Origin of the sequence: Pukyongiella litopenaei (assembly GCF_003008555.2) — a bacterium.
In the GTDB taxonomy this organism is placed as follows: Bacteria; Pseudomonadota; Alphaproteobacteria; order Rhodobacterales; family Rhodobacteraceae; genus Pukyongiella; species Pukyongiella litopenaei.
In genome coordinates this window covers 1,511,134-1,523,609 of sequence record NZ_CP027665.1, presented here as the reverse complement: position 1 = coordinate 1,523,609, position 12,476 = coordinate 1,511,134, and the positions used below count along the sequence as shown (strand labels likewise).

Below are 12,476 nucleotides of genomic sequence, written 5' to 3'. Positions count from 1 at the left end.
GCGGGCCGTGGCCGATTCGAAAAAGTTGTCATCTGCGCGGAGCTTGCCCTTGCCCGGATGCGCGGCACGGGCCATCGTGCGCGGCAATGGAATTCGGACCTTACCTGATGCTGGCCTCGCTCGAAGGGGCCGTGACCGCGGCGGTGCTGGCGCTGACCGCGGTTGGCCTGAGCCTGGTGTTCGGGGTGATGCGGGTGGTCAACGTGGCCCATGGCGAGTTTTACATGCTGGGCGCGGTGCTGGCCTGGTGGATCGCCACCGCTGTCGGCGGGCACCCGGCGCTGGGCTTTGCCGCGGCGCTGGTGATCGCGCCGCTGCTGGTGGGGCTGCTGGCGGCGGCGGCGGACATGACCATCCTCAAACGGCTGGACTATGACCCCGAACGCACGATCGTCGCCACCATCGGCATTCTCTACATCCTGCAACAGGTCACGCTGATGACCTATGGCCCCGACGCCCGCCCGGTCGAGCCGCCGTTCAACACCCGGCTTGCCCTGCCCTGGATCGAACGGGGCGACGGCGGCTGGCAGCTCTACTGGCCCTGGGGGCTGTCCACCACCAGCTACAAGCTGGCGGTGATCGGCGCGGCGGCGGCGGTGCTGGCCGGGGTCTGGGCGGTGATGGCGCGGACCAGGCTGGGGCTGGTGATGCGCGCCACCCAGCTGGACCGCGACATGGCGCTGGCCTTCGGCATCCCGGTGGACCGGGTCTATGCGGCGGTGTTCGGCATCGGCGCGGGGCTGGCGGCGCTGGGGGCGGTGCTGATCGTGCCGATCCAGCAGGCCCATTACCTGATGGGCGGCGACCCGTTGCTGCTGTCCTTTATCGTGGTGATCATCGGCGGGCTGGGCAGCCTGCCGGGCACGGTGCTGGCGGCGGTGCTGATCGGGCTGTCGGATGGCATCATCTCGGTCTTCTTCTCGCCCACGCTGGCCAAGATCCTCGCCACGCTGCTGGTGGCGCTGGTGCTGGTGTTCCGGCCGCAGGGGCTGTTCGGGACCCGCGCGGCATGAGCGACGGCGCCCGGGTTCTCGGCCTGCACCTGGGGCTGCTGGCGCTGCTGTTCGCGCTGCAATTCCTGCTGCCCGCCTATCACCACGGCAACCTGGCCCGCGTGATGGTGCTGGCCAGCTATGCGATCGGCTACAACATCCTGTTCGGCTATACCGGACTGCTGAGCCTCGGGCATGCGCTGTTCTTTGCCGCCGGCATGTATGGCATGGGGCTGGCGATCCGGCTGGGCGGCGCCGATCCGGGCCTCGCGCTGCTGGCCGGGCTGGCGGCGGGGCTGGCGGTGTCGGCGGTGCTGGGGCTGCTGGCGCTGCGCACCTCGGGCGTGGCCTTCATGATCGTCACCTTGATGTTCGCGCAGGCGGGATACCTGGCCATCCTCTATTTCGGAGAATACACCCGTGGCGACGAAGGGTTCGTGATCGGGCAGGCGCAGCGGGTGCTGTGGGGGATCGACCTGTCGGCGCCCGCCAACCGCTATTTCGCCGCGCTGGCGCTGTTCGGAACCTGCCTGCTGGCATCGCTGTGGCTGGTGCGCGCGCCGTTCGGACGGGTGCTGGTGGCGATCCGCGAGAACGAGGAACGCGCCCGGATGCTGGGCTATGACACCTTTGCCCGCAAGCTGGGCGCGGTGGTGATCTCGGGCACGATCTCGGCCGCGGCCGGTGCCGGGTACGGGCTGCTTTTCGGCTATGCCGGGGCCAGCTTCGCGTCTGTCCAGTATTCGATCTTTCCGCTCTTGTGGGTGCTGCTGGGCGGGGCGGGTACGGTGCTGGGGCCGTTCATCGGCACCCTGTTCATGTTCTACCTGATCGACCTGGCCAGCGGGCTGACCCCGGCCTACATGCTGATCGCGGGGGTAGTGCTGGTGCTGCTGACGCTGTTCGCGCCGCAGGGGCTGGCGGGCGAGTTGCGCGCGCGGGTCTGGCGGTGGTTGCCATGAGCACGATCCTCGCCACCCGTGGCCTGTCCAAGCAGTTCGCCGGCCTGCGCGCGGTCGAGGGCGTCGACCTCGACATCGCCAGCGGCGAGGTGCGGGCGCTGATCGGCCCCAACGGCGCGGGCAAGACCACGCTGGTCGGGATGCTGTGCGGCCGGATCGAACCGTCGGCGGGAACGGTTGCCTTTGACGGGCGCGACATTTCGCGCATGCCCGCGCACCGGCGCATCAACCTGGGCATCGCCTACACGTTCCAGATCACCTCGGTCTTTGCCAATCTCAGCCTGCGCGAAAACGTGGCGCTGGCGGCACGGCGGCACCGGCGCGGGGCCGGGGTCGCCACGGCGGTGGCCGAAGCGCTGGACCGCGTCGGCCTGGACGAACCGCCGGACCAGAAGGCCGGCGACCTGTCCTATGGCCACCAGCGCCTTCTGGAGATCGCGATGGGGCTGGCCCAGCGGCCACGGCTGCTGATCCTCGACGAACCCACGCAGGGGTTGTCGGATGCCGAGATTGCCGCGTTCAAGGCGCTGATCCGCGACCTGTCGGCAACCACCACGATCCTGCTGATCGAACATAACATGCCGGTGGTGATGGAATGCGCGGACCGGGTCACGGTGCTGAACTTCGGGCAGATCCTGGCCGAGGGCGACCCCGATACGATCCGTGCCGACCGTGCGGTGCAGGCCGCCTATCTGGGGACGGGCTGATGCTGGAGCTGCGCAGGGTCGGGGCGGGCTACGGACGGGCGCAGATCCTGCGCGACCTGTGCCTGACCGTGCGGGCGGGCGAGATCCTCTGCCTGCTGGGCCGCAATGGCGCGGGCAAGACCACCACGATGAAGGCAATCATGGGGCTCGTGCCGCTGATGGAGGGCGAGGTGCGGCTCGACGGTGCCGATATCGGCGCGCTGCCCGCGCACCGGGTGCCTGCCGCCGGGCTGGGCTATGTCCCGCAGGGGCGGCGCCTGTTCGGGGAACTGACCGTTGCGCAGAACCTCGAGATCGGGTTGATGGCGCGGGGGCGTGCGGGCGGTGGAGCGGGCAGTGGAGCGGGCGGCCGGGCCGCGGTGCGCGACGCGGTGCTGGAACTGTTCCCGCGCCTGCGCGAACGGTTGCGCCAGCGTGCCCAGACGCTGTCGGGGGGCGAACAGCAGATGCTGGCCACAGCCCGCGCGCTGTGCCTGGAGCCCAAGGTGCTGTTGCTGGACGAACCCACCGAGGGGTTGCAGCCGTCGATGATCGACGCCATTCGCGAGGTGATCGTGCTGATGCGGGCCCGTGGCACCGCCGTCCTGCTGGTCGAGCAGCGCGTCGACGCGGTGCTGTCGGTTGCCGACCGGGTGGCCTTCATCGAGAACGGCCGCAACCTGGAAACCCTGCCGGCCGAGGACCTGCGCCGCGATCATGCGATCGTCGAGCGGCATCTGGGCCTGTGACCGGGGCGGCCGCGGTTCAGGTGATCTTTTCCAGCAGGCGCAGGAATTCGCCGCGTTCGTGCGGCTCCAGCGGCGTCAGCGTCATCCGCGTCACCGCGCGGGCCTGGTCCTCGAGCCCTTCATAGAGCGCCCGCCCCTCGGCGCTGGCGACCAACCGCAGGCGGCGCTGGTCGTTCGGATCGGGCGAGGCGGTGACCAGGTCGCGGGCGCGCAGCCGGTCCACCACGCCCTTGATCGTGGCCGCGTCCATCGCGATGGCGCGGCCCAGCGCGTTCTGCGACAGGTCGCCCAGTTCGCACAGCTTGGCCAGGGCGGCGAACTGTCTCGGGGTCAGGTCGGGGATGCGTTCCGAGAAGATCCCGATATGGCGCTGGTTGGCCCGCCGCATCAGGAACCCGACCTGCTGGTCGAGGATATAGACTGCACCGGATTCGGGGCCGGTTTCCGGGCTGGTTTCTGGCCCAATGTCTGGCCCGGCATTTGGCCCGGCATTTGGCCCGGAACTTGGCCCAGAATTTGGCAAGGTGGCGTTGCTCGGTTGACAGTTCATGACAGTATCCCGCAAAATCCCTCAAAACCTGTTTGCACACTAACAAATAATTTGGGTTGAGGGCCAGAGGAGGGGGAAAAATTGGCTCAATATCACCGTCCCGACGATCTTGAACGGGCCGTTGCGCTGCTGGCAGGCGGCAGGATGACGGTGGCGGCGGGGTGCACCGACCTGTTTCCGGCGACCGCCCGGCCCGGTTTGGCGGGGTCGGTGGTGGACCTGACCGGTATCGCGGCGCTGCGCGGCATCACCGAAAATGCCGGGGGCTGGCGGATCGGGGCCACCACCACCTGGGCCGATATCGTGGCCGCGGACCTGCCGCCGGGTTTCGACATGCTGCGCCAGGCCGGGCGCGAGGTCGGATCGGTGCAGATCCAGAACACGGCGACGGTGGCGGGCAACCTGTGCAACGCGTCACCCGCCGCCGATGGGGTTCCGCCGCTGCTGGCGCTGGGTGCCGAGATCGAACTGAGATCGGATACCGGCACCCGCCGCATGCCGCTGGAACGGTTCCTGACCGGGGTGCGCCGGACCGCGCTGCGGCCGGGCGAGATTGTCACCGCCATTTTCATCCCACGCGCCTCGGGGGCGGGGCGCAGCCGGTTCCTGAAACTGGGTGCGCGGAAATACCTGGTGATCTCGATCGCGATGGTTGCCGCGCGTATCGAGGAACAGGCCGGCCGCATCACGCGCGCGGCCATGGCGGTCGGGGCGTGCAGCGCGGTCGCCACCCGCCTGCCCGAGCTCGAAACCGCGCTGGTCGGGCTGCCGATGGCCGAGGCCGCGGACGCGGTGGCGCCTGATCTGCTGGCCCCGCGCCTGTCGCCGGTATCGGATTTGCGGGGCGACGCAGCCTATCGCCAGGAGGCGGCCGCGGAACTGGTGCGCCGGGCGCTGGGTGACCTGGCCTGTGGAACCAGGGGAGGCATCGGAATATGAGCGATGCGCTGAATCTCGTGGTGAATGGCCGGACCGTGTCGGCGGGGTCCGATCCGGGGCGGCGGCTGTCCGAGGTGCTGCGCGGCGAACTGGGCCTGACCGGCACCAAATCGGGGTGCGACGCGGGCGATTGCGGGGCCTGCACCGTGTTGCTGGACGGGGTTCCGGTCTGTGCCTGCCTGACGCCGGTGGCGCAGGCGGCGGGGCGGCGGGTCGAAACCGTCGAGGGGCTGGCCGGCGCTGCTCCGTCGGGGTTGCAGGCGGCGTTCCTGCGGCATGGCGCGGCGCAATGCGGGATCTGCACGCCGGGGATGCTGATGGCGGCGCAGGCGCTGCTGACCCGCAACCCGACCCCCGATCGCGGCCAGGTCGAGGAGGCCATCGGCGGCGTCCTCTGCCGCTGCACCGGGTATGCCGCGATCGTCGACGCGGTGCTGGATGCGGCGGGAACGGGTGCGGCGGCCACGCCCCCGGCGGGGCAGGCAGTGGGCGCATCGGTCGAGCGGCTCGACGGGCCGGACAAGGTGACAGGGGCCGAATCCTTCGGGGCCGACCACATGCCCGAGGGCGCGTTGCTGGTCCGCGCGGTGCGGTCGCCCCACGCGGCGGCGCGGTTCGGGTTCGGAGATCTCGCGGCATGGGCCGCGGCGCAGCCGGGTGCGGTTCATGTTTTCACCGCCGCCGATCTGCCGGGGCCGAATATCAGCGGGGTGATCCCCGATTTCGCCGATCAGCCGGCCCTCGCCGAGACCCATGTGCGGATGCGCGGCGAAGCGGTGGCGATCGTCGCCGGCGACCCGGACGTGGTCGCGGCGCTCGATCTCGACGGGTTCCCGGTCGACTGGGCGCCGGTTGCCGCGCTCGAGGACGTGGATGCCGCGCGCGCACCCGGCGCGGCACAACTGCACGAGGGCCGCGCGGGCAATATCCTGACCGGGGGGCATGTCGTGACCGGCGATGCCCGATCGGCCCTGGAACGCGCCGCCCATGTGGCATCGGGGACGGTCCGCACCGGCTTTGTCGAACATGCCTATATCGAACCCGAGGCGGGGGTCGCCTGGATGGATGGCGACACGCTGGTGATCCGCGCCTGCACCCAGGCCCCGGTGATGGACCGCGACGATACCGCCCGCGTGCTGGGGCTGCCGCCGGACCGGGTCCGCATCATCCCGTCGGCGACCGGGGGCGGGTTCGGCTCCAAGCTCGACCTGTCGGTGCAGCCGCTGATCGGGTTGGTGGCGCTGAAGACGGGGCGCCCGGCCCGGATGGTCTATTCCCGCCGCGAAAGCATGGCCGCGACCACGAAACGCCACCCGGCCAGGATGAATGCGCGGATCGGCGTGGATGCGGATGGCCGGATCACCGGCATGGAGTTCGACGGCGATTTCGATACCGGGGCCTATGCCAGCTGGGGGCCGACCGTCGCGGTGCGGGTGCCGGTCCATGCCTCGGGGCCATACCGGGTGCCGAACTATCGCGCCGATGCGCGGGCGGTGCATACCAACGGGCCGGTTTCGGGCGCATTCCGGGGTTTCGGCGTGCCGCAGGCGGCGATCCTGCAGGAATCCCTGTTCGACGACCTGGCCGACATGGCCGGGCTGGACCGGCTCGCGTTCCGCCGCCGCAACGCGCTGCGCGATGGCGACCGCAGCGTGTGCGGGCAGGACATGGACGGGGTCGGCATCGGCGATTGCCTCGCCGCGCTCGAAGATTCCTGGACCGCCGCGCTGGAGCGCGCCCGCGCCGCCAATGCGGATGCCGGCCCGCTGCGGCACGGGGTCGGGGTGGCGTCCTGCTGGTATGGCTGCGGCAATACCGGGCTGCCGAACCCGTCGACGATCCGGCTGGGGCTGACCGGGGACGGGCGGCTCTGCCTCCATCAGGGCGCCACCGATATCGGGCAGGGGTCGAACACGGTGATCCCCCAGATCGCCGCGGATGCGCTGGGCCTGCCGGTTTCGGATTTCACCCTGATCGGTCCCGACACCGCGCTGACACCCGATTGCGGCAAGACCTCGGCGTCGCGCCAGACCGTGACCACGGGCAAGGCCGCCTGGCTGGCGGGGCGGGCGCTGCGGGGCAGGCTGCTGGCGCTGGCCAACATGGGCGGCGACGCGCGGCTGGAACTGGACGGGGCGGTGCTGCGGCTGCGCGAAGGCCGCGCCAGTCGTGACATCGACCTGGCCGCGCTGGCCCGCGATGCGCGGGGCTATGCGCTGTCGGTCGAGGAAAGCTATGACCCGCCCACCACCGCGCTCGACGCGAACGGGCAGGGGGCGCCCTATGCGGTCTATGGCTACGGGGCGCAGATCGCCGAGGTGACGGTGGATCCTGCGCTGGGAACGGTCAGGGTGACGCGCATCACCGCGGCGCATGACCTGGGCCGGGTGATCAACCCGGTGCTGGCGCGTGGACAGATCGCGGGCGGGATCGCGCAGGGGCTGGGGCTCGCGCTGATGGAGGAATACATCCCCGGCCGCACCGACAACCTGCATGACTACCTGATCCCGACCGTGGGCGACATGCCCCGGATCGACACGATCCTGCTGGAACATCCCGACCCGGAGGGGCCGCTGGGGGCCAAGGGGCTGGGCGAACATGCGCTGATCCCCACCGCCCCGGCGATCCTGAACGCGATCCGCCATGCCACCGGTGTGCGGATCGACCGGCTGCCGGCGCTGCCGCACCGGGTTCTGGCGGCGCTGCGGCGGGGAACGACAGAGGCCGCGGGCGCATGAGCGGGACACGCGTCAGACCCGGCGACAAGATCCGCTGCGATGCCTGCCCGGTCATGTGCTACATCGCCGAGGGCCGGGTCGGGGCCTGCGACCGCTATGCCAATGACGGCGGCAGGATCGTGCGGTGCGATCCGATCACCGTGCTCGACCGGCGGCTGGGCGAGGGCGGCGAGGTCAGCCCCTTCCTGCAGCGGGAATGGGACGGAGACGTTCTGGGCGGCGACACGCTGGCGGTCACCGCGGTGGGCGCCGGCACCACCTATCCCGACTACAAGCCCGCCCCCTTCATCGTCAGCCGCGAGGTGGATGGCGCCGATTTCGTCACCGTGGTGACCGAGGCGATATTTTCCTATTGCGGGGTCAAGGTGAAGATCGACACCGACCGTCACATCGGGTCCGAAATGGCGGCGGTGCGCGCGGGCGGCGAGGCCGTCGGTCATGTGACCACGTCGGAATATGGCAGCCAGATGCTGTCGCTGGGCGGGGTCGAACACCTGACCGGCGGCTCGAAACCCGAAGGCCGCGCCACCTGCGATGCGCTGCTGCGGCTCTGCAACCGCGAACCGGTCGAGCTGTCAGTTGACGGTGGCGCGCAGGTCATCGTGCAGGCGGGTCAGGCGCCGGTGGTGAACGGTCATCGCGAGGACCGGATGCGGGTCGGCTGCGGGTCGGCGGCCATCGGCATGTTCGCATCGCAATGGCAGGGGCTGGTGGACGAGGTGGTGGTGGTCGACGACCACATCACCGGCGTGGTCAGCGAACACCAGGCGGGCAAGGTGCTGGGCTGGCCCGATACCGGCATCCGCATCCGGGGGCGGCGGTCGACACCGGGCCGCTATTTCCGGGTGGCGGACCCGGGCTCGGGCTGGGGCGGCACCGATATCGACGACCCGCTGACCATTCTCGGCGACTGGAACCCGAAGAAGGGCGCGCGGCCGGGGCTGACCCTGCTGATGGTGTCCACCACCGGCGAGCAATGGGGCTATTACGTTCTGGACGATGCCCTCGTGCCGCAACCGGCGGCGTTGCCGCCGGAACTGGACCCCACGGTGGCGCTGATCGCCGAGAACTGCGAACCGGCGCTGTGCACGGTGCTGTTCATGGGCGGCGCCGGGGGCAGCCTGCGGGCGGGGGTCACGCGCAACCCGGTGCGCCTGACCCGGTCGGTGCAGGCGCAGCGGACCCGCGTCACCGTGGGCGGGGCGCCCGCCTATGTCTGGCCGGGTGGCGGTATCACCCTGATGGCCGATGTCACCCGGATGCCGGTGAATGCCTTTGGTCATGTCCCCACCCCGGCCCTGGTGGCGCCGCTCGAGTTTACGCTGCCGCGCGATGAATACCGCGCGCTGGGCGGCCATGACGAAGCGGTGCGGACGCTGCGGGACGTGCTCGAACGGGGGGGCGAATACGGCGCGGATTTCCGCGCCGTGCCGCCAGAGGGGGGGTGAACATGCCGGGCGCTCAGGCCGCGATGCTGCCCGACGGGCGGCGGATGCATCTGCATCACGGACCTATCGACCTGGTGCTGGATGCCGCCGGGCCCGGCCGCGACGCCGCCCTGCGGGCCGCCCGCGCCCGTTTCGACAGCCTGCTGCAGGAACTGGTCGACGAACTGCCCGACCTGCGCCGCGCGGTTTCGTGCCACCCGGTGCTGAAAGGACCGGTCGCGCGCGCCATGCTGGCGGCGGCTGCCCCCTTTGCGCCCGGTTTCATCACGCCGATGGCCGCCGTGGCCGGTGCGGTCGCCGACGAGATCCTGGCGGCCATGACCGGCGCGGGCGCGCTGACCCGCGCCTATGTGAACAATGGCGGCGATGTTGCGGTCCACCTTACCGGCGGCGAAACCATGACCGCCGCGCTCGGGTCCGGCGTGGCGGGGCGGGTGCGGATGGGCGCGCAGTGCCCGTCGCGCGGCATTGCCACCTCGGGTTGGCGCGGGCGCAGCCAGTCGCTGGGCATCGCCGACAGCGTGACCGTCCTTGCCGCGACGGCCGCACAGGCGGATGCGGCCGCAACGATGATCGCCAACGCGGTCGACCTGCCGGACCATCCCGCCATTCACCGCCGGCCGGCGAACAGCCTGTTCCCCGACAGCGACCTGGGCGACCGACCCGTCACGGTTTCGGTGGGTGCGCTGACGCCCGCGGATGTGGCCCGGGCGCTGGATAGCGGACAGGCCGGCGCCGAAACCTGCCATGCGCGCGGCCTGATCGACGCCGCGCTGATCACGCTTTCCGGGGCGATCCGCACCGTTGGTGCCCTGCCGCTCGCCGAACCCCCAACACAGGAGCCGATCCATGCCTGACTTTCCCATCCGAAAGACGATGATCCTCATCGAGGACATCCGCCACGAAGGCGGCCCGCCGGCCGCGACCCCCCGCCGCCGCGGCGTGATCCTCGCCGTTGTCGCGAACCCGTTCGCGGGGAGGCATGTCCCGGACCTGATCGGGGCGATGGATGACCTCAAGCCGCTTGGGCTCGAGATGTCCGACCGGCTGATCGAGGCCATGGGCGGGCTCGACGGAATCGACGCCTATGGCAAGGGGGCGATCGTGGGCGAAGGCGGCGAACTGGAACACGGCGCGCTCTGGCATGTGCCCGGCGGCTACGCCATGCGCGAACGGCTGGGAGAGTCGAAGGCGATCGTGCCGTCGGCCAAGAAGGTCGGCGGTATGGGCGCAAGGCTCGACGTGCCGCTGGGCCACATCAACGCGGCCTATGTGCGCAGCCATTTCGATGCGATCGAGATCGGCCTGCCCGACGCGCCGCGGGCCGGCGAGATCGTCTATGCGCTCGCCATGGCCCGCGGCCCACGCGTGCATGCCCGCGTCGGCGGTCTGACGGCGGCTGAGGTGACCGGAAAGGACGGCTTGCGCTAGGGTCAGGCGGGCAGAGAACCGGAAGCCGAACTTTTTTGCCCCGACCCCTTGCAGCCCGCCGCGACTCTGTCTAGGTAACCCTCACTTGGCGCGGGATGGAGCAGCCCGGTAGCTCGTCAGGCTCATAACCTGAAGGTCGTAGGTTCAAATCCTACTCCCGCAACCAACGCCTCGCACCCATCTGGGTTGAACTCAGACAAACCAACAGTGAGTGCAGGCTTGTCGCGACCGGAAGCGACAGACAGAATACCCGCCAAATCGCCAACAAGATCAATAATAGGCATACCACGCTCCACCGAGGGCGTCAGAACGATTGCCTCAATCATTGATCGAATGAGCTCAGAAGCTTCCTCACGGTGCTCTGAGCTGTTCAGAGACTCGATGAGCCTCTTCACCTCGCGCTTGTAGCGCGCGGCAATACCCGGCTCAAAAATAGACGGGCGTTCAATTTTTCCATCGAGCAGCTTTTCGAGATGTCCCATGCGCTTTTCGATTCGCGCAGCGTCATCTTTCAAGAATTCAGCCGACACACCGTCCAAGATGGACTGCACAACCTTCTTCTTCTCGCGTTGCAGCTTTTGCAGCTCTGCCTCGTACTGATAAAGCGATGCGTTATGACGCTTGGTCAGTTCTCCCATGTGTCGCGCGTATTCTTCGCAGAAAACTTCGCAGAGCTCTTCGTTCATCAAATGATCGCGTAGCGACCCAAGCACAGTCTCTTCGAGCTCAACCCGAGGGATCGTTTGCTTGTTATCGCAGGTGGCCTTGTTTCGCGCGTTTGAGCAGCCAATCCGACCCTTCGACACGGTAGAGCAGCCGCCGCCACAGACACCGCACTTGATCAGATAGGCAAAGATGTTTCTTGGACGATTGGTCTGCCAGAGTTTCGGCTTGCTGTTCAGGCCAGCTTGGCGTGACTTCGCTTTCTCCCAGAGTTCTTCAGACACAATGCGCAGGTCAGGCACTTCCTGGATGATCCAATCATCTTCAGGGTTCATCTTAGAGACACGCTTGCCGGTCTGAGGGTCTTTGAGATACCTCAGCCGGTTCCAGACAAGGCGTCCGATATATAGCTCGTTGTTCAGGATACCAGTGCCACGCTGACGATTGCCGTTGATGGTGCTTTGCCCCCACCCTTTGCCGGATGGACTTAAGATACCTTCCTTGTTCAACGCGGCGGCAATCGCTTTAGGTGACTTGCCAGCGCCGTAGTCTTCGAAAATCCTGCGTACGACAGCGGCTTCAACATCATTGATGGTGCGCTGACCGCGTTCTTCACCCGGAACGACATCGTAGCCGTAACACTTCCCGCCACCAGACAGGCCCTTTTCAACCCGACCGCGCAAGCCACGGCGGGTCTTGTCGGCCAAGTCCTTCAGGAACAGGGCGTTCATGGTGCCTTTCAGGCCGATATGGAGTTGAGAGATTTCACCCTCAGACAGTGTGATGATAGCGATGCCTGCAAAGCTCAGACGCTTGTAGACTGCGGCAATGTCTTCCTGATCGCGAGAAATTCGGTCCAGCGCCTCCGCGTAGAGCACGTCAAACTTACCAGCCGCCGCGTCCTGCATCAGCATCTGAATGCCAGGGCGCATCAAAGAAGCACCAGAGACCGCATGGTCAGTGTAGCTTTGTTCGATTTCCCCGCCATTGGCCTTTGCCCGTTCTTCGCACAGCCGGATTTGGTCTTCGATAGAAGACTGACTTTGTAGGTCTGTGGAGTATCGGGCGTAGATGGCAATGCGGGTCATGGTTGTCTCTTCAATGTGGTTTTGGCGGGTTCTTCGTTTCTTTCAGTTTCTTCTTTCGCTGGCGTTGCAGCCAACTTTCATGATCTTCATCTGCTGCACGCCTGGCAAGGTACTTTACCAGTTCACGTAGTTGCTGATCGGACGAGGTGCTGCGCGCATCGCGCAGGGCCGTTCGCCAGCTGTTATCTGAGCGCCGACGGGACATATTATGCCACTTTCTTGAATCTTTG

12 protein-coding genes, 1 tRNA gene and 1 pseudogene are annotated in these 12,476 nt (G+C 68.1%); 11 read left to right on the top strand and 3 right to left on the bottom strand.

Going from position 1 to position 12,476, the window contains the following annotated elements; genetic code table 11:
- Nucleotides 1–86 precede the first annotated feature (86 nt).
- From C6Y53_RS07720 to C6Y53_RS07705, 4 genes are read left to right on the top strand one after another with little or no spacing between them, the layout of a single operon-like run.
- The gene (locus C6Y53_RS07720) at nucleotides 87–1,013 is read left to right on the top strand and encodes a branched-chain amino acid ABC transporter permease (protein ID WP_106471905.1); all 927 of its coding nucleotides are present in this window, start codon (nucleotides 87–89) and stop codon (nucleotides 1,011–1,013) included.
- On the top strand, nucleotides 1,010–1,954 hold the full coding sequence (locus C6Y53_RS07715) for a branched-chain amino acid ABC transporter permease (RefSeq protein ID WP_106471904.1): 945 nt from the start codon (nucleotides 1,010–1,012) through the stop codon (nucleotides 1,952–1,954). Before C6Y53_RS07720 ends, C6Y53_RS07715 begins: the two co-directional genes overlap by 4 nt.
- Complete coding sequence (locus C6Y53_RS07710) at nucleotides 1,951–2,661, top strand: ABC transporter ATP-binding protein (protein WP_106471903.1); 711 nt, start codon at nucleotides 1,951–1,953, stop codon at nucleotides 2,659–2,661. The genes C6Y53_RS07715 and C6Y53_RS07710 overlap by 4 nt, the downstream gene beginning before the upstream one ends.
- The gene (locus C6Y53_RS07705; RefSeq protein WP_106471902.1) at nucleotides 2,661–3,389 is read left to right on the top strand and encodes an ABC transporter ATP-binding protein; all 729 of its coding nucleotides are present in this window, start codon (nucleotides 2,661–2,663) and stop codon (nucleotides 3,387–3,389) included. The genes C6Y53_RS07710 and C6Y53_RS07705 overlap by 1 nt, the downstream gene beginning before the upstream one ends.
- Before the next feature lie 16 nt (nucleotides 3,390–3,405).
- On the opposite strand, the gene C6Y53_RS07700 is transcribed toward C6Y53_RS07705, so the two are convergent.
- Nucleotides 3,406–3,939: a MarR family winged helix-turn-helix transcriptional regulator gene (locus C6Y53_RS07700; RefSeq protein ID WP_106471901.1), complete on the bottom strand. Its 534-nt coding sequence runs from the start codon at nucleotides 3,937–3,939 to the stop codon at nucleotides 3,406–3,408.
- A gap of 81 nt (nucleotides 3,940–4,020) precedes the next feature.
- On the opposite strand from C6Y53_RS07700, the gene C6Y53_RS07695 reads away from it, so the two are divergent.
- The 7 genes from C6Y53_RS07695 (at nucleotide 4,021) to C6Y53_RS21195 (ending at nucleotide 11,196) form a co-directional block, all read left to right on the top strand.
- Complete coding sequence (locus C6Y53_RS07695; protein ID WP_106471900.1) at nucleotides 4,021–4,878, top strand: FAD binding domain-containing protein; 858 nt, start codon at nucleotides 4,021–4,023, stop codon at nucleotides 4,876–4,878.
- The gene (locus C6Y53_RS07690; RefSeq protein ID WP_106471899.1) at nucleotides 4,875–7,616 is read left to right on the top strand and encodes a molybdopterin-dependent oxidoreductase; all 2,742 of its coding nucleotides are present in this window, start codon (nucleotides 4,875–4,877) and stop codon (nucleotides 7,614–7,616) included. The genes C6Y53_RS07695 and C6Y53_RS07690 overlap by 4 nt, the downstream gene beginning before the upstream one ends.
- On the top strand, nucleotides 7,613–9,064 hold the full coding sequence (locus C6Y53_RS07685; RefSeq protein WP_106471898.1) for a 6-hydroxynicotinate reductase: 1,452 nt from the start codon (nucleotides 7,613–7,615) through the stop codon (nucleotides 9,062–9,064). Before C6Y53_RS07690 ends, C6Y53_RS07685 begins: the two co-directional genes overlap by 4 nt.
- A 2-nt stretch (nucleotides 9,065–9,066) precedes the next feature.
- On the top strand, nucleotides 9,067–9,921 hold the full coding sequence (locus C6Y53_RS07680; RefSeq protein WP_106471897.1) for a UPF0280 family protein: 855 nt from the start codon (nucleotides 9,067–9,069) through the stop codon (nucleotides 9,919–9,921).
- Nucleotides 9,914–10,495 carry an amino acid synthesis family protein gene (locus C6Y53_RS07675; RefSeq protein ID WP_106471896.1) on the top strand — a complete coding sequence of 194 codons (582 nt, stop codon included), beginning with the start codon at nucleotides 9,914–9,916 and terminating at the stop codon, nucleotides 10,493–10,495. The genes C6Y53_RS07680 and C6Y53_RS07675 overlap by 8 nt, the downstream gene beginning before the upstream one ends.
- Nucleotides 10,496–10,584: 89 nt before the next feature.
- Nucleotides 10,585–10,661: transfer RNA gene (locus C6Y53_RS07670), tRNA-Met, on the top strand.
- A 307-nt stretch (nucleotides 10,662–10,968) separates the two neighbouring features.
- Nucleotides 10,969–11,196, top strand: coding sequence for a hypothetical protein (locus C6Y53_RS21195; protein WP_244614974.1), 228 nt, complete (start codon nucleotides 10,969–10,971; stop codon nucleotides 11,194–11,196).
- Nucleotides 11,197–11,253: 57 nt separating this feature from the next.
- Here C6Y53_RS21195 and C6Y53_RS21190 read toward each other — a convergent pair.
- Together C6Y53_RS21190 and C6Y53_RS07660 are read right to left on the bottom strand one after the other, a co-directional pair.
- A pseudogene (locus C6Y53_RS21190) lies at nucleotides 11,254–12,246 on the bottom strand (recombinase family protein); the annotation flags it as partial.
- 10 nt (nucleotides 12,247–12,256) lie between these two features.
- Nucleotides 12,257–12,451, bottom strand: a complete 195-nt coding sequence (locus tag C6Y53_RS07660) for a hypothetical protein (RefSeq protein WP_149615498.1) — start codon at nucleotides 12,449–12,451, stop codon at nucleotides 12,257–12,259.
- Nucleotides 12,452–12,476 lie beyond the last annotated feature (25 nt).

Bases quoted from the DNA above. Each gene is read 5' to 3' on its own strand.
- C6Y53_RS07675 (WP_106471896.1), top strand. From the start codon at position 9,914: ATGCCTGACTTTCCCATCCGAAAGACGATGATCCTCATCGAGGACATC.
- C6Y53_RS07660 (WP_149615498.1), bottom strand. From the start codon at position 12,451: ATGTCCCGTCGGCGCTCAGATAACAGCTGGCGAACGGCCCTGCGCGAT.
- C6Y53_RS07720 (WP_106471905.1), top strand. From the start codon at position 87: ATGGAATTCGGACCTTACCTGATGCTGGCCTCGCTCGAAGGGGCCGTG.
- C6Y53_RS07715 (WP_106471904.1), top strand. From the start codon at position 1,010: ATGAGCGACGGCGCCCGGGTTCTCGGCCTGCACCTGGGGCTGCTGGCG.
- C6Y53_RS07710 (WP_106471903.1), top strand. From the start codon at position 1,951: ATGAGCACGATCCTCGCCACCCGTGGCCTGTCCAAGCAGTTCGCCGGC.
- C6Y53_RS07690 (WP_106471899.1), top strand. From the start codon at position 4,875: ATGAGCGATGCGCTGAATCTCGTGGTGAATGGCCGGACCGTGTCGGCG.
- C6Y53_RS21195 (WP_244614974.1), top strand. From the start codon at position 10,969: ATGTCCCATGCGCTTTTCGATTCGCGCAGCGTCATCTTTCAAGAATTC.
- C6Y53_RS07700 (WP_106471901.1), bottom strand. From the start codon at position 3,939: ATGAACTGTCAACCGAGCAACGCCACCTTGCCAAATTCTGGGCCAAGT.
- C6Y53_RS07680 (WP_106471897.1), top strand. From the start codon at position 9,067: ATGCCGGGCGCTCAGGCCGCGATGCTGCCCGACGGGCGGCGGATGCAT.
- C6Y53_RS07705 (WP_106471902.1), top strand. From the start codon at position 2,661: ATGCTGGAGCTGCGCAGGGTCGGGGCGGGCTACGGACGGGCGCAGATC.
- C6Y53_RS07685 (WP_106471898.1), top strand. From the start codon at position 7,613: ATGAGCGGGACACGCGTCAGACCCGGCGACAAGATCCGCTGCGATGCC.